The organism is Bacillus sp. K7, assembly GCF_053903245.1.
The window spans coordinates 3,473,881-3,496,460 of record NZ_CP096406.1; the positions used below are offsets into that span (position 1 = coordinate 3,473,881).

At 45.6% G+C, this 22,580-nt stretch carries 29 protein-coding genes; 4 read left to right on the forward strand and 25 right to left on the reverse strand.

The genetic code is table 11. The annotated features are described in order from the left end of the window. Positions 1 to 122: 122 nt before the first annotated feature. The 3 genes from murA to M1D98_RS17770 all read right to left on the reverse strand — a co-directional run bounded on the left by murA (position 123) and on the right by M1D98_RS17770 (position 2,570). Entirely contained in the window at positions 123 to 1,433 is a 1,311-nt protein-coding gene (murA, locus tag M1D98_RS17760; RefSeq protein WP_010328912.1) for a UDP-N-acetylglucosamine 1-carboxyvinyltransferase, read from the reverse strand. 33 nt (positions 1,434 to 1,466) lie between these two features. Continuing rightward, entirely contained in the window at positions 1,467 to 2,207 is a 741-nt protein-coding gene (locus M1D98_RS17765; RefSeq protein WP_456279798.1) for a YwmB family TATA-box binding protein, read from the reverse strand. 132 nt (positions 2,208 to 2,339) lie between these two features. Further along, complete coding sequence (locus tag M1D98_RS17770; protein ID WP_456279799.1) at positions 2,340 to 2,570, reverse strand: DUF1146 family protein; 231 nt, start codon at positions 2,568 to 2,570, stop codon at positions 2,340 to 2,342. A gap of 177 nt (positions 2,571 to 2,747) precedes the next feature. Here M1D98_RS17770 and M1D98_RS17775 point away from each other — a divergent pair, with 177 nt between their 5' ends. After that, complete coding sequence (locus M1D98_RS17775) at positions 2,748 to 3,221, forward strand: hypothetical protein (RefSeq protein ID WP_268538488.1); 474 nt, start codon at positions 2,748 to 2,750, stop codon at positions 3,219 to 3,221. A 32-nt stretch (positions 3,222 to 3,253) separates the two neighbouring features. Here the strand turns inward: M1D98_RS17775 and M1D98_RS17780 are convergent, their stop codons facing one another. From M1D98_RS17780 to spoIIR, 18 genes are all read right to left on the reverse strand, one after another. Beyond that, on the reverse strand, positions 3,254 to 3,652 hold the full coding sequence (locus M1D98_RS17780) for a F0F1 ATP synthase subunit epsilon (protein WP_039075208.1): 399 nt from the start codon (positions 3,650 to 3,652) through the stop codon (positions 3,254 to 3,256). A gap of 23 nt (positions 3,653 to 3,675) precedes the next feature. Further along, positions 3,676 to 5,094 carry a F0F1 ATP synthase subunit beta gene (atpD, locus tag M1D98_RS17785; protein ID WP_010328918.1) on the reverse strand — a complete coding sequence of 473 codons (1,419 nt, stop codon included), beginning with the start codon at positions 5,092 to 5,094 and terminating at the stop codon, positions 3,676 to 3,678. Between the two features lie 25 nt (positions 5,095 to 5,119). Continuing rightward, positions 5,120 to 5,983: an ATP synthase F1 subunit gamma gene (atpG, locus tag M1D98_RS17790; RefSeq protein ID WP_456279800.1), complete on the reverse strand. Its 864-nt coding sequence runs from the start codon at positions 5,981 to 5,983 to the stop codon at positions 5,120 to 5,122. Positions 5,984 to 6,059: 76 nt separating this feature from the next. Next, complete coding sequence (atpA, locus tag M1D98_RS17795; protein WP_010328920.1) at positions 6,060 to 7,568, reverse strand: F0F1 ATP synthase subunit alpha; 1,509 nt, start codon at positions 7,566 to 7,568, stop codon at positions 6,060 to 6,062. 16 nt (positions 7,569 to 7,584) lie between these two features. Beyond that, positions 7,585 to 8,130, reverse strand: coding sequence for a F0F1 ATP synthase subunit delta (locus M1D98_RS17800; protein ID WP_010328921.1), 546 nt, complete (start codon positions 8,128 to 8,130; stop codon positions 7,585 to 7,587). Then, the gene (gene atpF / locus M1D98_RS17805; RefSeq protein WP_003221894.1) at positions 8,127 to 8,639 is read right to left on the reverse strand and encodes a F0F1 ATP synthase subunit B; all 513 of its coding nucleotides are present in this window, start codon (positions 8,637 to 8,639) and stop codon (positions 8,127 to 8,129) included. The genes M1D98_RS17800 and atpF overlap by 4 nt, the downstream gene beginning before the upstream one ends. Positions 8,640 to 8,801: 162 nt before the next feature. Next, on the reverse strand, positions 8,802 to 9,014 hold the full coding sequence (gene atpE, locus M1D98_RS17810) for a F0F1 ATP synthase subunit C (RefSeq protein WP_003151167.1): 213 nt from the start codon (positions 9,012 to 9,014) through the stop codon (positions 8,802 to 8,804). Positions 9,015 to 9,059: 45 nt separating this feature from the next. Beyond that, complete coding sequence (atpB, locus tag M1D98_RS17815) at positions 9,060 to 9,794, reverse strand: F0F1 ATP synthase subunit A (protein WP_003221896.1); 735 nt, start codon at positions 9,792 to 9,794, stop codon at positions 9,060 to 9,062. Positions 9,795 to 9,801: 7 nt separating this feature from the next. Then, positions 9,802 to 10,185, reverse strand: a complete 384-nt coding sequence (gene atpI, locus M1D98_RS17820; protein ID WP_268538490.1) for an ATP synthase subunit I — start codon at positions 10,183 to 10,185, stop codon at positions 9,802 to 9,804. 417 nt (positions 10,186 to 10,602) lie between these two features. Next, complete coding sequence (gene upp, locus M1D98_RS17825; protein ID WP_010328923.1) at positions 10,603 to 11,232, reverse strand: uracil phosphoribosyltransferase; 630 nt, start codon at positions 11,230 to 11,232, stop codon at positions 10,603 to 10,605. A gap of 135 nt (positions 11,233 to 11,367) precedes the next feature. Next, positions 11,368 to 12,615: a serine hydroxymethyltransferase gene (glyA, locus tag M1D98_RS17830; RefSeq protein WP_010328924.1), complete on the reverse strand. Its 1,248-nt coding sequence runs from the start codon at positions 12,613 to 12,615 to the stop codon at positions 11,368 to 11,370. Between the two features lie 205 nt (positions 12,616 to 12,820). Next, the gene (locus M1D98_RS17835) at positions 12,821 to 13,363 is read right to left on the reverse strand and encodes a TIGR01440 family protein (RefSeq protein WP_121643482.1); all 543 of its coding nucleotides are present in this window, start codon (positions 13,361 to 13,363) and stop codon (positions 12,821 to 12,823) included. A 12-nt stretch (positions 13,364 to 13,375) separates the two neighbouring features. Then, a complete protein-coding gene (rpiB, locus tag M1D98_RS17840; RefSeq protein ID WP_039075203.1) occupies positions 13,376 to 13,825 on the reverse strand; it encodes a ribose 5-phosphate isomerase B in 450 nt (149 codons plus the stop codon). 156 nt (positions 13,826 to 13,981) lie between these two features. Beyond that, positions 13,982 to 14,434: a low molecular weight protein arginine phosphatase gene (locus M1D98_RS17845; RefSeq protein WP_010328927.1), complete on the reverse strand. Its 453-nt coding sequence runs from the start codon at positions 14,432 to 14,434 to the stop codon at positions 13,982 to 13,984. 74 nt (positions 14,435 to 14,508) lie between these two features. Further along, complete coding sequence (locus M1D98_RS17850; RefSeq protein ID WP_010328928.1) at positions 14,509 to 15,066, reverse strand: manganese efflux pump MntP; 558 nt, start codon at positions 15,064 to 15,066, stop codon at positions 14,509 to 14,511. Positions 15,067 to 15,143: 77 nt separating this feature from the next. Then, complete coding sequence (locus M1D98_RS17855) at positions 15,144 to 16,184, reverse strand: L-threonylcarbamoyladenylate synthase (protein WP_456279801.1); 1,041 nt, start codon at positions 16,182 to 16,184, stop codon at positions 15,144 to 15,146. Positions 16,185 to 16,341: 157 nt separating this feature from the next. Next, positions 16,342 to 16,785: a GNAT family N-acetyltransferase gene (locus M1D98_RS17860; RefSeq protein ID WP_121643785.1), complete on the reverse strand. Its 444-nt coding sequence runs from the start codon at positions 16,783 to 16,785 to the stop codon at positions 16,342 to 16,344. A gap of 66 nt (positions 16,786 to 16,851) precedes the next feature. Further along, positions 16,852 to 17,538: a stage II sporulation protein R gene (gene spoIIR, locus M1D98_RS17865; protein WP_268559624.1), complete on the reverse strand. Its 687-nt coding sequence runs from the start codon at positions 17,536 to 17,538 to the stop codon at positions 16,852 to 16,854. A gap of 140 nt (positions 17,539 to 17,678) precedes the next feature. On the opposite strand from spoIIR, the gene M1D98_RS17870 reads away from it, so the two are divergent. Further along, positions 17,679 to 18,041: a UPF0715 family protein gene (locus tag M1D98_RS17870; protein ID WP_010328932.1), complete on the forward strand. Its 363-nt coding sequence runs from the start codon at positions 17,679 to 17,681 to the stop codon at positions 18,039 to 18,041. A gap of 13 nt (positions 18,042 to 18,054) precedes the next feature. Here the strand turns inward: M1D98_RS17870 and M1D98_RS17875 are convergent, their stop codons facing one another. The 3 genes from M1D98_RS17875 to prfA all read right to left on the reverse strand — a co-directional run bounded on the left by M1D98_RS17875 (position 18,055) and on the right by prfA (position 20,345). Then, positions 18,055 to 18,345: a DUF5316 family protein gene (locus M1D98_RS17875; protein WP_039075197.1), complete on the reverse strand. Its 291-nt coding sequence runs from the start codon at positions 18,343 to 18,345 to the stop codon at positions 18,055 to 18,057. A gap of 61 nt (positions 18,346 to 18,406) precedes the next feature. Next, a complete protein-coding gene (gene prmC, locus M1D98_RS17880; RefSeq protein ID WP_456279802.1) occupies positions 18,407 to 19,273 on the reverse strand; it encodes a peptide chain release factor N(5)-glutamine methyltransferase in 867 nt (288 codons plus the stop codon). A 1-nt stretch (position 19,274) separates the two neighbouring features. Next, the gene (gene prfA, locus M1D98_RS17885; RefSeq protein ID WP_010328934.1) at positions 19,275 to 20,345 is read right to left on the reverse strand and encodes a peptide chain release factor 1; all 1,071 of its coding nucleotides are present in this window, start codon (positions 20,343 to 20,345) and stop codon (positions 19,275 to 19,277) included. A gap of 125 nt (positions 20,346 to 20,470) precedes the next feature. Here prfA and gloA2 point away from each other — a divergent pair, with 125 nt between their 5' ends. Both gloA2 and racA read left to right on the forward strand, forming a co-directional pair. Beyond that, positions 20,471 to 20,857, forward strand: coding sequence for an SMU1112c/YaeR family gloxylase I-like metalloprotein (gene gloA2 / locus M1D98_RS17890; protein ID WP_121643787.1), 387 nt, complete (start codon positions 20,471 to 20,473; stop codon positions 20,855 to 20,857). Between the two features lie 121 nt (positions 20,858 to 20,978). Beyond that, entirely contained in the window at positions 20,979 to 21,533 is a 555-nt protein-coding gene (gene racA, locus M1D98_RS17895) for a chromosome-anchoring protein RacA (protein ID WP_435576317.1), read from the forward strand. 38 nt (positions 21,534 to 21,571) lie between these two features. On the opposite strand, the gene M1D98_RS17900 is transcribed toward racA, so the two are convergent. Then, on the reverse strand, positions 21,572 to 22,528 hold the full coding sequence (locus tag M1D98_RS17900) for an AEC family transporter (protein WP_010328937.1): 957 nt from the start codon (positions 22,526 to 22,528) through the stop codon (positions 21,572 to 21,574). Positions 22,529 to 22,580: the final 52 nt, after the last annotated feature.

Here is a 22,580-nt window from a genome sequence, read left to right on the forward strand (position 1 = left end):
TTTTGGACAGAAACTTTATTTGTCATTTACGTATTCTTTTTTGCTATTTTGCGCATAATGATGATAATACACGAAAAATAAAAAACCAGTATGCCAGAGTGACATACTGATTTTCATGTGGTTTATGCGTTTAAGTCAGATACGACTTCTTTGTTCTCTTGCTCAGAAGCAGACTCATCATTTACACGTTCGATGTCTGCGCCAATAGCCTCAAGCTTCTTATGGAAATCAACGTAACCGCGGTCTAAGTGCTTCAGTTCAGTAACACGCGTATGACCTTCAGCCACTAACCCCGCAAGAATCAGCGCTGCACCTGCACGCAAATCAGTCGCTGCAACTTCAGCTCCCTGAAGCTGTACAGGACCATTAATGATGACAGAACGTCCTTCAATCTTGATATCTCCATTCATACGGCGGAATTCTTCCGCATGCATAAAACGGTTTTCAAAAACAGTTTCTGTAATCATGCTTGTGCCGCTTGCACGAAGCAGAAGCGCCATCATTTGTGACTGCATATCAGTCGGGAAGCCTGGGTGAGGCATTGTTTTAATGTCAATCGGTTTGAGTTCTTTCGGGCCGATGACACGCAAGCCTTCACCTTCATCCTTAATCGTTACACCCATCTCTTCCATTTTCGCAATTAAAGAGGTGAGGTGTTCAGGAACCGCTCCTTTCACCAATACGTTTCCTTCTGTGATAGCAGCAGCAACCATAAATGTGCCCGCTTCAATGCGGTCAGGAATAATATGGTGTTTTACGCCGTGAAGCTTTTCGACCCCTTCAATTTTGATGGTGCCGGTGCCAGCTCCGCGGATTTTACCGCCCATGCCGTTGATATAGTTTGCTAAATCAACGATTTCAGGTTCTTTCGCCACGTTCTCCAGCGTTGTTGTTCCTTCAGCCAGAGCGGCTGCCATAATCAGGTTCTCTGTAGCTCCTACACTTGGGAAGTCCAGGTAGATTTTTGCGCCTTGCAGACGGCCGTTTACTTCAGCTTCGATGAAGCCATTGCCGACTTTGATTTCTGCGCCCATTGCTTCAAAACCTTTTAAATGCTGATCGATCGGTCTGGAACCAATTGCGCATCCGCCCGGAAGCGCAACTCTTGCATGACCTGTACGCGCAAGAAGCGGCCCCATGACAAGCACAGACGCACGCATTTTACGAACATATTCAAAAGGTGCTTCAGTTTGTAAAGCGTATGAAGCATTTACAGTCACTTCATTATTCTCAAAATGCACATCTGCTCCTAAATGACGCAACACTTCGTTAATTGTATATACATCGGAGAGCGTAGGTACATCACAAATTACGCTTTTTTCTTCACTTGCTAACAAAGATGCAGCGATAACAGGTAAAACAGCATTTTTAGCGCCTTCAACTTTGACTGTGCCGTTTAACTTTTGACCGCCGCGGACGATGATTTTTTCCAAGGTATTCCCCTCCGCGTCCCTAAATTCTCTATATTAATATTCAGTCGTAACGATTGGTGTGCCAACCGTAACGGTATGTTTTCCGCCCATTCCTGCACTTCTAAGTGCAATTTGCAAATTCATTTTATGTTTCGAGGTCATGATGTACTCTTCCCACTCATCTGTAAACGCAGAAATAGAAACGAAATTTGGCTCAACTACATGTTCTACAGATCTTGCTTGAAATTCATTTAATAACTGATTTGCTTTTTTTTGCAAAACAATATTCATATTATCATTTAAATGACCATTTAGACAAGTAAAAATAACTACTTTTTCTTGGAATATCCCGAGTGTCTCACGTTCAAACTGTTCATATGTATCATTCCAGCTATTCGGTGTCTCAAGACTCATTTGCTCATATAATAAATACGAAGTTGGGTTGTGTTTTTTGAGGGTTGTGACAAGCTGCAGCCTAAAAGAAGTGCGATTTTTTTTGTCAGTATATGTGCCAATGGCCTTTACGACCTTATCTTCCTGTGCAAGCTCCCAATCATATTGACGATACTCTGATTGTAAACGTTGCACTTTTTGATAAAATTCTTTTTCGGTCAGCGACATGTTTTGTTTGGCATGCAAAGTCCACTTATCTATTGACACATCTTGGCGATTCAGCCCCTCTGCCAGTTGTGCTAACGGCGTTAACTCACTCGCATGAATGGTATGGAAAACAGCTATGACGAAGCTTAGCATCACGGAAATGATAATAGCGCGGCTTACTTGTTTTTTGTTCATGTTCATCTCTCCCCTTATCCCCAGTTTTACCGGAGGCAAGAGGCGCCATACGTAAAAATCTTCGTCAAAACTCGAGCTATTCGCTTCAACCCCTTCCCCAACCATTCCCTAGATGATGAGGTTCCAAACCTATTAAAATAAATAGGGAAGCTGCTGTGAATAATTGAGGTAATCTAAAAAGAAATTTGCAACGGCCGTTCCAATGGCGATTGTCAGCAACATCATCAGGAGCCTAGCCTGCACAACTTTGCCTTTTTTAATTAACAGATCGATATTGACGGCCTGCAGTGCCCACCAAGTCACCGCTATAAAAATCAGGTGCACGACAATGCCGATAGCAGCCTGCTGTCCCAATACACTCATCTATTCCACTCCTTTCATCCTTTCTCCGCGTTTATACCCTTTCTTATTATATAAGAAGCACAGATAAAGATGATACATTTTATACAGAATGGAACAATCACCCATATATAGGGCTAATCCCCGCTTAAAGTGCGATTCTTTTACATGGTATACTGAATTGGAAAGGAGCTGGCAAATGTGAATCATTCTTTTTTTCAGCCTGAAAAGCAATACGGTGAGGACTTGCCAATTTTTGAACAGGAATGGGAAGCAATTGCATTCTATTATGATTATAGACAGTCACAGATTGAAGAACTGAATGAATTGTGTCAGTTTTATAACATTTCTCTTACCTATACGAGAGAAAGCCTTGAAGAGCTTGAAAACCTTTATTTTCAAAGTATACAAGAGCTATTGCTTACTGATTGGAATCTTCCTATTGAAGAATTTGAGAAAATGATCAGTGTGTATCTTATAGATTGCGTGATTGCCCATCATGAGGATGCGGAATGGATCGTAAAACCTTATCCGTACACAGACGGCGCTTATACAATGGGCTTCAGAAGACATCGGAAATCATGGCATACCGTGAATTGCTGCGATCGTTTATACTTGCAGCAAAAAGAGGGCCAGCCGCTGCTATCGCTGTTTGATTCTCTTGTGCGGTCATAAAAAAATCCTTCTCATAAAGAGAAGGATTTTTTCTATTTCCCTGCTACATCCAATCTGTTCAAAGCCCGCTGTAACGCAAGCTCAGCCCGACGAATGTCAGTATCATATGATTGAGAATTCAAACGCTCCTGCGCCCGCTGGCGTGCAGCTTCAGCGCGCTCTTTATCAATGCCTTCCGCTTTTTCCGCGGTTTGGGCAAGGATGGTTACATGATCAGGGCGGACTTCTACAAATCCGCCGCTGACGGCAACCAATTCAGTCTGCCCGTCTTTTTTCAGACGGACAGCGCCGATTTTAAGAGGAGCCACGGTTGGAATATGGCCTGGCAAAATACCGAGATCGCCACTTTCGGCTCTCACGCTCACCATTTCGATATCCGCATCGTATACTGGGCCGTCGGGAGTAACGATATTGACTTTAACGGTCTTCATGCTTTTACCCTCCTAGGACCAGATTAAACTTCTACACCCATTTCTTTTGCTTTCTCAACAACTTCTTCGATACGGCCTACAAGACGGAACGCATCTTCAGGAAGATGGTCGTATTTGCCGGCTAAGATTTCTTTGAAACCTTGAACCGTTTCTTTTACAGGCACGTAAGAACCTTTTTGTCCAGTGAACTGTTCAGCCACGTGGAAGTTTTGAGAAAGGAAGAACTGAATGCGGCGTGCGCGTTGAACGACAAGCTTGTCTTCATCACTTAATTCATCCATACCGAGAATCGCAATGATATCTTGAAGCTCTTTGTAACGCTGAAGCGTTGACTGTACTTCACGGGCAACTGCATAATGCTCTTCTCCGACAATTTCAGGAGCAAGGGCGCGTGATGTAGAAGCCAACGGATCAACCGCAGGGTAAATACCCATTTCAGTTAACTTACGCTCAAGGTTTGTTGTCGCATCCAAGTGAGCGAACGTTGTTGCCGGCGCTGGGTCAGTGTAGTCATCGGCAGGCACGTAGATCGCTTGGATAGATGTAACTGATCCAACGTTTGTAGACGTGATACGCTCTTGAAGCTGACCCATTTCAGTCGCAAGCGTCGGCTGATAACCAACCGCTGAAGGCATACGGCCAAGAAGGGCAGAAACTTCGGAACCCGCTTGCGTGAAACGGAAAATGTTGTCGATGAAGAACAGTACGTCCTGTCCTTGTTCATCACGGAAGTGCTCAGCCATTGTAAGGCCTGTCAAAGCAACACGCATACGTGCGCCCGGCGGCTCGTTCATTTGTCCGAATACCATGGCTGTTTTGTTGATTACGCCAGAATCGCTCATTTCGTAGAAAAGGTCATTTCCTTCACGAGTACGCTCTCCTACACCGGCGAATACAGAGATACCGCCGTGCTCTTGCGCGATGTTGTTGATTAATTCCTGGATTAATACGGTTTTACCTACACCGGCACCGCCGAACAATCCGATCTTACCGCCCTTGATGTATGGAGCAAGCAAGTCAACAACTTTAATGCCTGTTTCAAGAATTTCAACTTCTGTTGAAAGCTGGTCAAATGAAGGCGCCTGTCTGTGAATCGGATCCTTTTTCGCATCCGCAGAAAGCGGCTCATTCAAATCAATATTTTCTCCGAGTACGTTAAATACACGGCCGAGTGTTACATCACCAACTGGCACTGAGATTGGCGCTCCTGTATCAATAGCTTCCATTCCGCGCTGAACACCGTCCGTAGACGCCATTGCGATTGTACGGACTGTATCATCGCCTAAATGAAGAGCGACCTCAAGCGTTAAATCAATACCTACTTCGTTTTCACTTGCTGGCTGTGAAACCTTAATCGCATTATAAATTTCAGGCAAGTGACCGTCTTCAAAACGTACGTCGACGACCGGCCCTAATACCTGGCTAACGCGTCCTTTCTTCATCGCTATCCCTCCTGACAAAATCTTTCTATTCTAAAGCGGCTGCTCCGCCGACAATTTCCGTAATTTCTTGTGTGATGGCTGCTTGGCGAGCGCGGTTGTAAGAAAGCGAAAGTGAATCGATAAGATCTTTCGCGTTGTCTGTCGCGTTTTTCATCGCCGTCATTCTTGCAGCGTGCTCACTTGCTTTACTGTCAAGAAGCGCACCGAAAATTAAGCTTTCTGCATATTGAGGAAGCAAAACCTCCAGAACCTCTTCTTCAGACGGTTCAAATTCATATGACGCCGTTCTCTTTCCGCCGCCGCTGCCCAAATCAGTTAACGGCAGAAGTTTTTTCTCCGTGACTTCTTGAGATATGGCGCTGACAAAATGGTTATAAACAAGGTGCAATTCATCATACGCACCATCTGTAAACATTTGGATCGTTTGCCGGGCAAGATCCTTAATCTGTGCAAACGTTACTTCATCTCCAAGTCCTGTTAACTCGGAAATGATCGGAATCTCACGTTTCTTAAAGAAATCACGGCCCACTCTTCCGATGACGATCACCGCGTACTCATCCTTAGACTGATGACGTTCTTGCATGGCCTGATAAGCACTTCGTAAGACCGAACTGTTAAAAGCGCCGGCAAGACCGCGGTCAGACGTAATGACTAGGTATGCTGTCTTTTTCACTTCTCTGCTGAGAAGCATCGGATGCTTCACGTTCCTGGAAACTCTTCCGACGTTTGACACAACCTCTTGGATCTTATCCATATATGGCACAAATGATTTTGCGTTGTTTTCAGCACGATTCAGTTTAGCCGCAGATACCATCTGCATGGCCTTTGTAATCTGGCTTGTTTTTTTCGTTGACGTGATCCTTGACTTAATATCGCGTAATGAGGCCAAAGATTTCACCACCTTTTCTCTTCATCTGCGTAAAAAGAGAGAAAAAGAGAACCTTTTTCTCTCATCAGCAATCGAGTTAGTTGCTTGGTGCAAATGTGCGTTTGAAGCCTTCGATTGCCGCTTTGAAGTCTTCATCAGCAGGAAGGTTTCCTGTTTTCGCAATTCCATCAAGCAGTTCTTTATGGTTTTGGTCAAGGTACATGTAGTACTCTTCTTCAAAACGTCTGATGTCCGCAACAGGAATATCATCAAGATGTCCTTTTGTCAGCGCATAAAGAATGGCTACTTGCTTTTCAACCGGAAGCGGCTTGTTCAGATCCTGCTTCAGCACTTCAACTGTACGCGCACCGCGGTTCAGTTTCGCCTGAGTCGCTTGGTCGAGGTCAGATCCGAATTGAGCGAAGGCTTCCAGCTCACGGTATGACGCAAGGTCAAGACGCAGTGTTCCTGATACTTTTTTCATCGCTTTGATTTGCGCTGAACCACCGACACGGGATACAGACAATCCGGCGTTGATCGCTGGACGTACGCCTGAGAAGAACAAATCAGATTGCAGGAAGATTTGTCCGTCGGTGATAGAGATAACGTTCGTTGGAATATAAGCGGAGATATCTCCGGCTTGTGTTTCTACGAACGGCAGAGCTGTAATTGATCCCGCGCCTTTCGCGTCGCTAAGCTTTGCTGCACGCTCTAGCAGGCGGGAATGAAGGTAGAATACATCCCCAGGGAACGCTTCACGGCCTGGCGGACGACGAAGAAGCAAGGACAGCTCACGGTAAGCAGCCGCTTGTTTAGAAAGATCATCGTATACAACAAGAACGTGCTTGCCGTTGTACATAAATTCTTCTGCCATTGTAACCCCTGCATACGGAGCCAGGTACAGAAGCGGTGCCGGCTGTGACGCAGACGCCGTTACAACGATTGTGTAATCAAGCGCGCCGTGCTTACGCAATGTTTCTACTACGCCGCGGACTGTTGATTCTTTTTGACCGATCGCTACGTACACGCAGATCATGTCTTGGTCTTTTTGGTTCAGGATGGAATCGATCGCAACAGAAGTTTTACCTGTTTGACGGTCACCGATGATCAGCTCACGCTGGCCGCGGCCAATTGGAATCAGTGCGTCGATCGCTTTAATTCCCGTTTGGAGCGGTTCATGAACGGATTTACGGTCCATAACGCCTGGTGCAGGGCTTTCGATCGGACGCGTTTTGCTAGTAAGAATCGGGCCAAGTCCGTCTACCGGCTGGCCTAATGGGTTCACAATACGGCCGATTAGTTCCTCACCGACAGGAACCTCCATGATGCGTCCTGTTCTTTTTACTTCGTCTCCCTCACGGATCTCACTGAAAGGTCCTAAGATAACGATACCTACGTTTGATTCCTCAAGGTTTTGGGCCATGCCCAGAACGCCGTTTGAAAACTCGACAAGTTCCCCGGCCATACAGTTGTCAAGGCCGTGCACACGCGCAATACCGTCACCGACTTGGATGACTGTACCTACGTCTTGAACTTCAATATCAGATTGATAATTTTGTATTTGCTGTTTTATCAGCGTGCTAATCTCTTCAGCTTTGATGCTCACTTAGGTTTCACCCCTTCTATCGATTTTCCCCGGCTAGTTGACGTTCAATGCGCTGAAGCTTTCCGCTTACACTGCCGTCAAAAATCCGGTTTCCAATGCGGACTTTAATGCCGCCTATTAAATCCGTCTGCACTTCATTTTTGATTCTCAGTGAAGCGACTCCGGCTTTTTTTGCAAACACTTGTGATAATGATGAAATTTCCGCCTCCGTCAGCGGTTTCACTGAATATACGATTGCGTCTTCTGTTTGACGGGCCTCATTTGCGAGTTTGATAAACTCATCTGTGAGATCAGGCACGATCGCCGCCCGATGGCGGTCAATCAAAAGAAAAATCGTATTGAGCACGGAATGCGACAAAGAGCCAAATGCATTTTGAACCAGCTCTTTTTTCTTCGCAGACGGCACCTTCGGATGGTTTAACACATCATTAAGCGCTTTTTCATTTTGGAATACTTGTTTTACAACAGTTAGCTCTTCTTCTACTTGATTCAGCTGAGCGGACTCATTGGCAATATCAAAAAGAGCTGACGCATATCGTTTAGAGACAGCTGATCCACTCATCGGCTTTCTCCTACCTCTTTAAGATAGTCCTGAATCAATTTCTCTTGAGCTTGTTCATCCAGTTCTTTTTCGATCACTTTCGACGCAATCATGACAGATAGAGACGCTACTTGCTCACGGAGAGCAGAAACCGCCTGTTCTTTTTCCTTCACGATTTCAGTTCTCGCTGCTTCTTTCAGACGTTCAGATTCTGCACGTGCAGCCTGGATAATTTCTTCTTTTTGCTTATCTCCCAGTTTCTTTGCGTTTTCGATAAGGGTTTGGGATTCCTGTCTTGCTTCTTTTAAAAGAACGCGCTGCTCTTCAATCAGCTGCTGCGCTTCTTTATTTTTTTCTTCAGCAGACGTAATTTCTCCAGCGATGTGGTCTTCACGCTGTTTCATTATGTTTAATAGCGGCCCTAAAGCGTATTTCTTCAGAAGCGCTAATAAGATTAACATAGCTAACAGTTGGAACAGGATATCTCCGCCGTTAAACGATAATCCTAGTTCAAGTGGTAATTGAGACATCTACTACGGCAACTCCCTTCTGCAGGTTTTTCTTTGCTGATCCAGCAGCCGCACTTGTCTCTTTTCAGCCGGCAAGGCGGGTTGCTTATCAGACATAAAGCAATGGCGAAGGTTCTCTTGGAATGATCTTCGCCATTTTTAGTTCATATAAGGCTTTTATGCTTAGCCAAAGAACGCTAAGAATGCGATAACGACAGCGATAATAGGAAGGGCTTCAACCAATGCGATACCCATGAACATAAGCGTTCTAAGTTCTTTACCTGCTTCCGGCTGACGGGCAATCCCCTCTACCGTACGTGAAACAATCAAACCGTTACCAATACCTGCACCAAGTGCGCCTAAACCAATTGCAATCGCAGCTGCTATTAAATTCATGAAAAAGTTCCTCCTTTAAAATGTTATCCGTTTGGATATAATGTTTTAGTGATCATGACTGATTTTATGAGACATGTACACCATCGTGAGCATTGTAAAGATAAACGCTTGGATGGCGCCTATAAATAAACTGAATGCTTGCCATGCCAGCATCGGCAGAATGGCGCCGATTGTACCGACAAGACCGAGAGCCACGCTTTGCGAATAATGGCTTGTCGCTAAACCCGCAAGCAGGCCGAGAAGAATCTCACCGGCGAAGATGTTACCATAAAGCCTCAACCCGAGAGTCAGCGTATTGGCAAACTCTTCGATGATTTTCATCGGGAGCATGAATGGAACAGGCCTTAAATAGTCTTTAGAATACTCCTTGAGCCCTTTCATCTTCACACCATAGTAGTGGGTTAAAGCGACAACCATCACGGCTAGCGTTAATGTAATGGCAGGGTCGGCTGTCGGAGATTTCCACCAGAGCTCATGTCCGATTGTAATAGAGAACGGCAGCCCCAGCATATTCGACACAAATATGTACATCAGCAATGTGACACCAAGTGCCAAGAAGTTCGCCCCTGTTTTCAAATCCATTGTACTGCCGATAATATTGCGGACGAAATCAACAACCCATTCCATAAAATTCTGGGCTTTTCCGGGACGGATCGAAAGCGTTCTTGTCGTTAATATCGCAATCAATAAAACAATCACACTCGCCACAGTAATCATCAGAATGTTTGTCAGATTAAAAGTAAGACCTAGAAATTCAATAGTTCTGTATTCATGATTCAAAGGGTTTTCACCTCTCTTCCATTGATGAACGTTTAAGCTGGATAATAGAATCTATCATAATGACAGGGTATATTGTCATTAATCCAATTATTGTGCTTGCCATATGAACATGCTCAGGGTTTTTGTAGGCGACAGCTGCTGCAAGAATCGCATTGCACCACCGCGCTGCGCTCCCCAAAGATCGTATGGACTTTCCTTTCTCAACAGCTCTGTCAAAAGCGTTCATTCTTCTGATGAGCAGTAAAAAATTAAACAAACTGAAAACAGTTCCCAGAATAAGGCCTAAAAAAACGGTTTTATACGCTGTTAAACCATAACCCAGTACATACACTGCCAAAATGCATAATAGATATTTTCGTTGTCTCCTAAATGTAAGCTTGGGATCGTCCATCAACTATCTGTCTCCTGATGAAAAATAATGTATTTCTTAGATACGGCAAAATCAGCGGTTAACCCTAGTAGAAGACCTTTTTTGACCGGCAAAACGGGCCTGTTCGAAAAAATCATTCATCCGCAAGCCTTGCAAGGATGCTGTTTCATTCGCTTAATAAATCCTCATAATACGGGTTTTCTGAGAGGATTTACATTGAGGATGGGGACTATAATGAAAGCTATGAAAACCTTCTCATAATACCCTCGTTTAGCATACAATAGCCCCTAACAAGTGTCAATCTGTTTAAAGTTAAAAAACTTTTTATACTGTAAGCATCCACAGAATGTTCACATTTTCACCTATAATTGTATACAGATTGGCCGAACAGCAAATAACTGGATAAAAAAAGAAAACCCTTTTTCGGGGTTTTCTTTTTTATTTTGTTCCAAACATACGGTCTCCCGCATCTCCGAGACCTGGAACGATATAACCTTTTTCATTTAATTTATCATCAAGAGCCGCAATGTAAATATCCACGTCCGAATGATGCTTCTGCAATTCTTCCACACCCTCCGGCGCTGCTACCAGACACATGAAACGAATGTTTTTCGCGCCGCGTTTTTTGAGGCTGTGAATGGCTTCAACCGCGGAGCCGCCTGTGGCCAGCATCGGGTCAACCACGATGAATTCACGCTCTTCCACGTCAGAAGGAAGCTTGACATAGTATTCCACTGGTTTTAAGGTTTCAGGATCACGGTAGAGGCCGACATGCCCCACTTTTGCCGCTGGAATAAGCTTTAAGATGCCGTCAACCATTCCCAATCCGGCTCTGAGGATAGGAACCACTCCGAGTTTTTTCCCAGAGATGACTTTCGACTTCGCAGCCTGAACCGGTGTGTTGATATCCACTTCTTCCAGAGGGAGATCACGGGTAATTTCAAACGCCATAAGCGTTGCCACTTCGTCTACAAGCTCTCTAAAATCCTTCGTACCTGTCTCTTCATTCCGTATATATGTCAGCTTGTGCTGAATTAAAGGATGATCAAATACATAAACCTTACCCATACTGTGTTTCAGCTCCTTTTTTATTGTCCCATCAACAATTACACACTTCTATTGATTCTACAAAAAAAGACATGGAGTTTCAAGAACATCGTCAAAAAACCCGCCGGGGATAAGCCTGAGCGGGTTTTTAGGATCTTAGTAATCTAATTCATTATATAGAGGGAATTTATCTGTCAGAGCAGCTACACGCTGGCTTGCTTCTTTAAGTTTCCCTTCATCTTCGTGGTTTTTCAATGCAAGCGCAATGATGGCCCCAACTTCGTCCAATGCGTCTCCGTCAAAACCGCGGCTTGTCACAGCAGCTGTACCAAGACGGATGCCGCTTGTTACGAAAGGTTTTTCCGGATCATATGGAATCGCGTTTTTGTTAGACGTAATACCAATTTCATCAAGCACATGCTCCGCAACCTTACCTGTCAGTCCGAGAGAACGAAGGTCAACAAGGATAAGATGGTTGTCTGTTCCGCCTGAGACAAGCTGGACGCCCTCTTTCGTTAACGCTTCAGCCAAGCGTTTTGCATTTGAGATGACGTTTTGTGCATATGTTTTGAAATCGTCTTGCAATACTTCGCCAAATGAAACAGCTTTTGCAGCAATTACGTGCATCAGCGGGCCGCCTTGAATGCCAGGGAAGATCGATTTATCAATTTTCTTGCCAAACTCTTCGCGGCAAAGAATCATACCTCCGCGAGGTCCGCGAAGTGTTTTATGTGTTGTTGTTGTCACGAAATCAGCGTAAGGAACCGGGTTTGGATGAAGGCCCGCCGCAACAAGTCCCGCGATATGCGCCATATCCACCATGAAGTAAGCGCCGACTTCATCGGCAATTTCACGGAATTTCTTAAAGTCGATTGTACGAGGATACGCACTTGCTCCTGCCACGATAAGCTTCGGTTTATGAGCGAGGGCTTTTTCACGCACGTCATCGTAATCAATATATTGAGTTTCTTTATCTACGCCGTACTCAACAAAGTTATATTGAACACCGCTGAAGTTGACTGGACTTCCGTGTGTTAAATGGCCGCCGTGGGAGAGGTTCATCCCAAGTACAGTATCGCCTTGCTCCAAAATCGTGAAGTATACTGCCATGTTTGCTTGTGCGCCTGAATGCGGCTGAACGTTTACATACTCCGCTCCAAAGATCTCCTTCGCGCGGTCACGAGCGATATCTTCAACGACATCAACGTGCTCACATCCGCCATAGTAGCGTTTGCCCGGATATCCTTCAGCGTACTTGTTTGTCAAAACAGATCCTTGTGCTTCCATAACCGCTTCACTTACAAAGTTCTCAGAAGCAATCAATTCGATCTTAGTCTGTTGGCGTTCACGCTCATTTTTAATGGCGTTAAACACTTGTGCGTCTTGCGCAGGTAAATGTTTCATCAGCGAGATCCTCTCCTATCCGTATCCTGTTCTTTGTTTTTACCATCACTATTGTACATGGTTTTTTAGGCCGATGTAAAAGATTATTTTCAAAAAATCAAAAATTTTGTTGGTAAAAACGAATATTAATAACTTAAATTTAAATTAAAGTTCGGAATTTATTTTTCCGCCTCAAAATAAAGAAAAGACTGGCCTCGCAGTCCTTTCATTCGCACTCATAAACCGCCCGTACTCCGCCAATCAGCTTCGGCCGCGTACGCGCTAATGTCACATGGGCTTCACCCAGACTGTTTTGAGAAACACGCACAGGGACAGCTACCGGCTTCAGATGCATGCCGATAAACGTATCGCCTACGTCTATTCCGGCGTCAGCCTGTATGTTTTCAACAAGAACAGGAGACCTCATCTGCTTAAATGCATAAGCACCCATCGCCCCGCCCGCTTTTGAAACAGGTACGGCCGAAACGGCCGGCAGCCTGAACAGCTGAGCCGTTTCCTCCTCTACTACAAGCGCTCTGTTCAAATGCTCGCAGCACTGAAATGCGAGATGGATGCCTGTTTTTCTCTTGAGCTCGGCAAGTCCGCTGTAGATGCTTTCCGCGATGTCTTCGCTTCCCGATGTGCCGATCCGGCTGCCGGCCACTTCGCTCGTGCTGCATCCAAGGACAAAGAGCTGATCCTGTTTCAATCCCGCTTGTTCCTGAAACTCAGACAGCATCGTACTCCATTTTAGCTTGATCTCATTCATTGAACAGCACCCCTATAGGTTCTTCTCTTCATAGTCCGAGATTTTTCCAATCCGGGTTTGATGTCTTCCGCCGGTAAATTCAGTAGTCAGCCAGATTTTCGCCACTTCCCGCGCCAAACCGGGGCCGATCACCCGTTCACCCATCGCGAGGATGTTTGTGTCATTATGCTCTCTCGTCGCTTTTGCGCTGAATGTATCGTGCGCCAGCGCGCAACGAATGCCTTTGACCTTATTAGCGGAAATGCTCATGCCGATCCCTGTCCCGCAAATTAAAATGCCTCTGTCAACTTCGCCGCTAACCACTTTTTCGGCCACCGGAAAAGCATAATCCGGATAATCGACAGATCCGCTGCCGCAGTCACAGCCCATATCCATATATTCAATTTGCAATTCGTCCATTAACTCTTTGATTTCATTTCGAATGTGAACACCGCCATGATCCGATGCAATGGCTACTTTCATCAGCTTTTCCTCCCAGCGTGTGTGATGCGGCCCGCCCGCTATGTTGACCGCGCAGCCTGTCCGCTCTTAAGATTCACACCATATGATGTGCTTTTCACTATATTCTACTCCTTCACGCAGGATTTGCAAATGACCTGTTTGCAGATTTTCTGCCATCTACCTGCCGTCTTTTTTCAGCTGTTTTGCCAGCTGACGAAGAAGCTCTTCAAGCTCATCTCTCGTTTGTTTATAGATATCAATTGAGCCGCCGAACGGATCGATGACATCCTCATGGCTGTCTTTGACATATTCTTTTAGCGTGAACACTTTATCACGATAACGTCCGAATTGATTGGCAATGATCTGTTTGTGCTGCTGGGTCATAGCCAGAACCAAATCAGCCGATTCCATATGTTCTTCAGTTAATGGAGAAGACACATGGTTAAGGGCAATGTGTTTTTCAAACAACGCTTCGACTGCATGAGGCGTCGCTCTTCCATTAGGCGAAGCAAACACGCCAGCCGAGCGGACACTGACATTCAGCCCTTCCGTTTCTGCAATTGACTTAAAAAGCGCCTCAGCCATGGGGCTGCGGCACGTATTTCCAGTACAGACAAAAATAATGTTCATGTCAGTCACCCCTTATTTTCTCTATTATATATGAAGAAAAAAGAAACGGCGACTTCGTTTCTTTTATTGATATATTAAATTGGCAGAAGCAGCTTTAGGCCGAATGCGATTAAGATGATGCCCCCAAGCGCTTCGCTGTATGCGCCAAGCCATGACTGTACTTGTTTTCCGATCAGCAGGCCCAGCCATGTCAATATCATGCTAAACAGCCCGAACAGGGTAATGGTGAGAAGCGGATGTGAGCCGTATATCCCCAAGCTCAAGCCGACGGAGAAGCTGTCAAGGCTGACGCCGACGGCAAACAGCAATAAGCCCGGCCCTGCCGGAGACATGAATCGTTCTTCCGACTGTTTAAATGAAGCCATCAGCATCTGAACACCAAGAACAAAAAGCAGCGAACCCCCGATATAAACCGCCAACACGCCGAGGAGCCCTGACAGCATGTTACCAGCCGCCATCCCTCCGAGAGGCATGATGACATGAAAGAGGCCGATGATCAAACCAATATAGAATATCTGCTTTTTTCTGAGTTTGACCATGCCCATTCCGAGGCCGACAGAAAAAGCATCCATCCCTAACGCAAACGCCATGATGCTTAATGTAACCAGTTCGCCTATAAACATATCCGACATACATGAATAACCCCCTTGGACACGCCCCGCTTTTTTAGCCTATGCGTGTCCAAAAAGGGTTAGAACATCTGACTTCTTCAGCGAATCACTCTTCCGCCCGCGGCTTTCATCAGCCTGTTCATAATAGCGTGCCCGACACCCGTGTCCGGAAAGGATTCCGCTATAATAAAATCCACCTTTGCCTCATCAAAGCTGCGTAAAGCATCATACAGCGCCGCCGCAACAGTCTCAAGCTGCGCCCGTCTGCCGCAGCTCTTCACGTAATCTGCCGAATACACGTCAGCGTTTTCTTCTGTTGTCAGGACACCGACCCGTCTGCCGCCCTGTTGGTGCTCCTGAATGAGATGCTGAATGCGCTCTGGGCTGCCTTCGCAAATGGCAAGCGGTGCAGTCGGGGCATAATGTGTATATTTCATCCCTGGAGATATCGGCTTTTGATTTTGATCACTGAGCCCTTTATCCACAAGGATCGGTCCGATCTCCGCTTCAATTTGCTCTTTCGTAATGCCCCCCGGACGAAGAAGCACAGGAATGTCGCCCGCACATGAAAGGACGGTCGATTCGACCCCAATCCCGGTAGAACCTCCGTCCATGATGCCAGCTATGCGGCCATCTAAGTCGTGAGCCACATGTTCCGCCTTTGTCGGGCTTGGCTTTCCTGATAGATTGGCGCTCGGTGCCGCAATCGGCAATTCCGACGCGCGAATCAACGCAAGAGCAAGCGGATGATCCGGCATCCTAATGGCAACCGTTTCAAGCCCTGCCGTTACACGAGGTGAGAGCGCATCAGGTTTGCAGGGCAGGATGAGAGTAAGTGCCCCTGGCCAAAACCGGTTCATTAATGTTTTCGCCTTATCTGGCGCCGGTCCCGTTAAGTCGTCAAGCTGGGTCATGTCCGCAATGTGGACAATCAGGGGATTATCACTCGGACGCCCTTTCGCTTCATATATTTTTTTGACAGCATCTGTGTCTTTCGCATTTGCGCCAAGGCCGTATACCGTTTCTGTCGGGAACGCAACGACCTCATTTTGCCGGAGCAAAGCGGCTGCTTGTGCAATTTGTGGATCATTTGTGGATAACTCGCCAGTTACATCCACAAACCATCTTTTCGTTTTCATTTTCTGACCAAACTCCTTATTCACAACAATAAAACGATTGTTTTACGCGTGTAATCCTTTTGAAAGTATAAAAGATGTCCTGTAATAAAACAAGCGTTATCCACAAATTGTGGACAACGCTAATGAAGAAGTGGATAAGTCTGTGTATAAATCACACTTATCCAGACGCTTTTTTCATCAAGACGGCCCCTTCTGTTTTTCGCGACTCACAGAAATGCCCAGAAGAAAACAGCTCTTCAGGTACACTCTCAGCTTGTTCAAACCCCATGGCCGTAAGGAAATCAGCAGAGGAATGCTGATTCGCAATTAAATATACTGTTTTGATCTGGTGCTTTTCGCACAGAAGCTCCATGCTCTGAAAGAGGGTCACAATATGGCCTTGGTGAAGCTTGTCCGATATCACAAGTGATCGCAGCAGCCCTTGATCACAGCTTATTTTTTCAATTCCGAGACAGCCAGCAATGTTCTTCTCGCTATCCTCAAGCATCAGAAACTGGGTGAAGCCTTCTTTCACGCCTTCATGGTTGGCTTTCGCCTGTTTTAAAAATTCCTCGAGCACGCCCCCGTCTTTTTCCCTTGCCACCCGCAGTTGATAAAACATCCGTTCACCCCGTTTTTGCATTCTTTCTTCCAATCTATGAGGCAAATCTATTTTTAGACCAGGTGATTAGGAAAAAAGGTCGGAAATCCATTCGACTAAGAAGAATTTCACTTCTGTGCCGCCGTCTCCCTTCTCTTCTTGCTCTTCTCTCTCTTCTATTTTGGCTTTTTCCGCTTTGGCGGTTACGTCCTCAAGCACTTTTTCAGTCTGTTTTTTCGAGGCTTCTTGATCTTCTTGTTCTTTCACAGCTTCCCCATTCGAAAAATCAAGAAAGCAGAGCGGCGGGAACAGCACACACCACCAGTTGGCGCCGTCGCCGTTTCCAAGCGTAATCAGGATCGCTTCATACTCACCAGCGGGATATACCATGTTGCCGTAAAGCTTTGTCGGAAAAGAGATTTTGTCAAAATCAACAGATATGGACTGGTTCGCCCCTTCGTTCTCCATTGTTTCCTTTGCAATTGCTTTGATTTCAGGAAGCTTTGAGCGAATCACACGCCGCGCCTCTTCTATAGAAGCAATATCCTCTACCCAGGTTGTGATTTCTTTATTGACCGCGTCTCTGATATGCCGTTTTAATTGCTGGTCTTGATCCCTATCGCTGTTTGCCAATATTCTCAAACGAATCGCCTCATCCGGTATGACCACCGGCTGATTTTCTGATTGCTGTGCCGTCTCTTCTTTTGCCAGCCCTACAAGTGCTCCAGATAATAAAAGAAAGATATATATGCAAATGATAACTGTTTTTTTCATTGGTCCCCACCGTTCCTCTCCGTGCTTTGTTTCTAGCCCTATTATGGACAAGGGAAGCCCGGGGTAAACGTGCAGGGTGAAAAAAATCTAGCAAGCTGGTAATCTTATTTATGGTACGATAGTGTTTTAGGAGGTTTAAGATGAAATATAATTATACAGTGCTGTTATCGGCATTTACGATGTCGGTTCTTTATTCGGTGATTTATATTCATTCATTTATCATTGCCGCTCTGATCACGATGGCATTTTATTTTCTATTTCCCTATCTGATATTCGCGCTTCCTCTTCAATTCATGATGAATAAAAAGCCGAAGCGGTTCAACCCTTTGTATTTGCTGTATTACTTTGCTGCGGCTTTTGTGGCCAACGCGATTATTTTCGGCCTGCTGCAGCCTTCAGGACAATCTCTGTTTCAAAATACAGCCTTTTACATCTTCGCTGTATTAACAGCTGTTGTTTATTGGATATGGGATTCTGTTTTACTGCAAAAAAAGGAAGCCTAGGGGGCTTCCTTTTTCATGAAAACAAAACCGTCAGCAGATAACATAGAATAGAAGGTATCGCCGCAACAAAGAAAGCAGCCGCCATTTTCATGCGGGCTGTACGGCCTTCTTTCGTTTCTGAATGGTAGTTCGCCCGCTGATCGCTTCCGCTTACAGCCAAGCCTGATGTGATGATTGCAAGCCCAATCAAAACAAGAGACGCGATGCCAAATATGGATTCATATGAAAGTACCTGCGGAAAAATGGTGCCCACCATGCTCTCGATTGCAATGAGCAAGATTCCTGCTGCAAGGGCTTTTTTCATTTTTCACATCCCCTTTGCCGGTGATCAAACAGCTCGATTCATCAACTCGACAGCAAGCTGCTTACTTATTTTTATGAATCACAGCGCATATGGTTCTGTCTTTTCCATTAATATCTTTCAGCACTTCCACTTCCGCATCCTTAAACGTCTTGAGAAACAGCTCTTTGACCGCCGTCCCCTGTTGCCATCCGATTTCAAAAACGACAAACACTTTATCCTTCATGACAAGCGGGATGTCTTCCATAAACCGCTTATAAAATTTGAGCCCGTCTCCGCCATCGGTGAGAGCGTGCAGCGGCTCATGAAAACGGACAATCTCTGATAGATCAGCCATTTCTTCTTCTGAAATATAAGGAGGATTCGAGACGATCATATCCGCTTTTTTTCCTGCCGTAATCAAAGGCTCAAGCAGATCGCCCTGGTAAAAGCGCACATCAGCTCCGAGCTTTTCCGCATTGGCAGAAGCGACCTGAAGCGCCTCTTTTGAAATATCGACCGCCGACACAGAAAAGTTTTCGTTTTCAAGCGCAAGCGTGACGGCTATCGCGCCGCTCCCTGTACCGACGTCAACAACATCAAGCCCGCCGTCTTCCGAAAAGACATGCCGATACTTTTGCAGCAGATGATAGACAACCTCTTCTGTTTCCGGCCGCGGGATCAGCACATCATCATTCACCATAAACTCCCGTCCGTAAAAAAACTCTTTTCCGATAATGTACTGAACCGGCACGCCCTCTTTATGCATCTCAACGTGACGCCGAAAGCGATACAGCTCATCTTCGCCAATCGGTTCCTGTAAGCTGGCGAGCAGCTTGCTTCTGTCCATTCCGGTATCATAAAGCAAAAGAAGCTCAGCAGCGTTTTCTTCTCTTCCCGCTTCGGTTAAATAAGAAGAAGCCCATTTCAGGGCTTCAAATATCGTCTTCATCTTAACCTTCCGCTTGCTGAAGCTTGCTTGCCTGATCTTCAACGATCAGCGTTTCAACCACTTCATCAAGTTTTCCTTCGAGAATCTGATCAAGCTTTTGAATCGTCAGGCCGATTCTGTGATCCGTCACACGGTTTTGCGGGAAGTTGTATGTGCGGATACGTTCAGAACGGTCACCTGATCCGACTGCTGATTTTCGCGTTTGATCATATTCAGCTTGCGCTTCCTGCTGAAATTTATCGTAGATTCTGGCACGAAGAACTTTCATTGCTTTTTCTTTGTTTTTGATTTGAGATTTTTCATCTTGGCATGATACAACAACACCTGTCGGCAAGTGTGTCAGACGAACGGCAGACATTGTGGTGTTTACGCTTTGTCCGCCCGGTCCGCTTGAAGCAAACGTATCAACTCGGATATCCTTCTCATGAATGTCCACCTCTACCTCTTCGGCCTCAGGAAGGCACGCTACGGTCGCGGTCGATGTATGGATACGGCCGCCTGATTCTGTTTCCGGAACACGCTGTACGCGGTGGGCGCCGTTTTCATATTTGAGTTTAGAATACGCGCCGCTTCCCGTAATCATAAAGATGATCTCTTTGTAGCCGCCCGTTCCGGTTACACTCGCTTCCATGACCTCTGTTTTCCAGCCTTGAAGCTCGGCATAACGGGAATACATTCTGTACAGGTTACCCGCGAATAAAGCGGCTTCCTCGCCTCCCGCTGCTCCGCGGATCTCCATAATAACGTTTTTGTCATCATTAGGATCTTTCGGGATCAGGAGCACTTTTAGGCGCTCTGACAGTGTATCCGTTTCCTTCTGGAGTTCAGAAATCTCTTCCTTCACCATCTCGCGCATCTCAGCGTCCAGCTTCTCTTCCAGCATCGCTTTTGCATCAGTCAGCTGTTCTGACGCATCTCTGTATTGTCTATAGACGTCAACTGTTTCTTGTATATCAGATTGCTCTTTTGAATATTCTCTTAGCTTTTTCGGATCATTGACTACTTCTGGATCGCTTAAAAGCTCATTTAATTTTTCGTATCGTTCTTCGATTGATTGTAAACGGTCTAACACGGTCTTCACCTCTGTTTTCCTGTGCGTAACATTCTCATTATAGTATAGTGATGAACCCCAGTCAAAAGCATTTCAATCCCATTTGGAAAAGCCTCCTCTGCTATACTGGGAATCGAGGAGTGATGATCATGCTGAAATCCATACATCATATTGCAATCATATGTTCAGATTATGAAAAGTCGAAAGCTTTCTACGTACATAAGCTTGGTTTTCAAGTGATTCAAGAAACGTATCGAGAAGAACGGAACTCCTTTAAGCTTGATTTGTCGCTTAACGGGGCGTATGCCATTGAGCTGTTCTCGTTTCCCGATCCGCCCGCACGCCAAACCCGGCCTGAAGCGGCAGGCCTGCGCCACCTCGCTTTTACAGTCAGCAGCTTGGAGGAGGCGGTTCAGAAGCTTCACAAAAAAGGAATCGAAACAGAGCCCATCAGAACAGATCCGCTGACCGGCAAGCGGTTCACCTTCTTTTTTGATCCTGACCAGCTTCCTTTAGAACTGTATGAACAATAACGGTTTTTGAAGAAAAAAAGGAGATACCCACTTTCTTTGCCGAATCTTTTCTTGTTTTGTCTAACAAGAAGGGAACCGCATGCGATGGTCGAATACCTAGCTAAAAAGGAGGTATGGGATCATGAATACAAATATGGTAGCAAGTGAACTCGGCGTCTCCGCAAAAACGGTGCAGCGGTGGGTGAAGCAGCTGAAGCTCCCGGCCGAACGCAATGAGCTCGGACATTATTCGTTCACGGCAGAAGACGTGAAGATTCTAAAATCTGTTCAAAAACAAATTTCTGAAGGCACGGCGATTCAGGATATCCATGTGCCGCAAAGCACGAAAAAGCGGACAGGCTTCATTGTCCAAAAAACAACTGGCGACACAGAACGAAGAATCGAGCTGCTCGAACAGAAGCTCAACACCCTATTGCAGCAAAAGCAGGATGAAAACGAACTTCTGTCAAGGATCGAGGAAATGGAACGCCAGCTGAAGCAAAAAGCCGATGAGGGTGTATCTTACCAACTGCTTCAGCATCGCAGGGAGTTGGATGACATCCTTGCAGACCTGCAATTATTGACCTCACAAATGCAAGAATTCACCGCTCAGCCGATCCCCGAGACCGCTGCCGCTGCCGAAAAAACCAAATCAAGAAAAAAACCGCTGCTGTCACTGTTCAAATTTCAAACCTAATATAAAAAGCTCCCCGTAAAAAGGGAGCTTTTTTCGATTTACGCTGTAAGCGCAATAATAATCGGTAGTGAAATCAAGGACAGAATCGCACTGATGACAAATGCAGAAGCCGTTTCTTCCTCTTGTTTCTCGAATCGAGTTGCAATCATGGCTGCTACGGCAGAACCAGGGAATGCCACAAGAAGGATCGCTTTTGTCATTTGGTCAGCTGGCAGTCCGACTGCAAGAGCAATCAAGAACATTAACGCAGGCTGAACCGCGACTTTGAGCAACGCAATGCCAAATGCCGGTACGCTGAGTTTGATACTGCGGATACCAACAGTAACACCGACAGCAAAGAGAGCCACACCAGATGTTGTGCTTCCAAGCTGATCGAGCATTTTAACACCCAGCTCAGGCAAAGTCACACCGCAAAGCACTAAGATCATACTGATTAGCGGAGCAGCTGCAAGCGGCTCAGAAAGACCGTGCAGGATTGATTTTCCTGTCATCTTCCAGAAGCTGTCGCCGCCCTCTTCGTTTTTCTTAGAAGACACACCGACAGTAGCAACAATAATCGCAAGCGGATCAAGAATCGCATTAACAACGATACCTGTAACCGCGATCGGAATCGCAACCTCTTGCGCACCGAACAAGCTTCCCAGTACAGGAATACCCATAAATGCGAATGTCGGCTGTGCTGAGTTCAAAGAAAATATGGATGAGTTCGTTAAATCATATTTAAACACAAATCTGCAAAGCAGTAAAATAACGATATAGAAACCAACAATCCCAATGATTAAAGAAACCATTAATGGAATTTGAGATAAAAATTCACTTCTGGAAGTAGTCAAAATACCAGCAATAAAGTGAGCTGGAAGTGCGTATTTCGTTACTAACGTACTTACCCCTTTTGCCGACTTGGCATCATAACTTCCAAAATGTCCTGCAAACCATCCCAGCACGATCACAAAGAAGATCGGTGCCAGGAGGATTAAGATATCTAAGATGCTCAAAATATTCTCCTCCAAATCCTACGTCCGTATACTTTAGCTTTCCGAAAAAGCT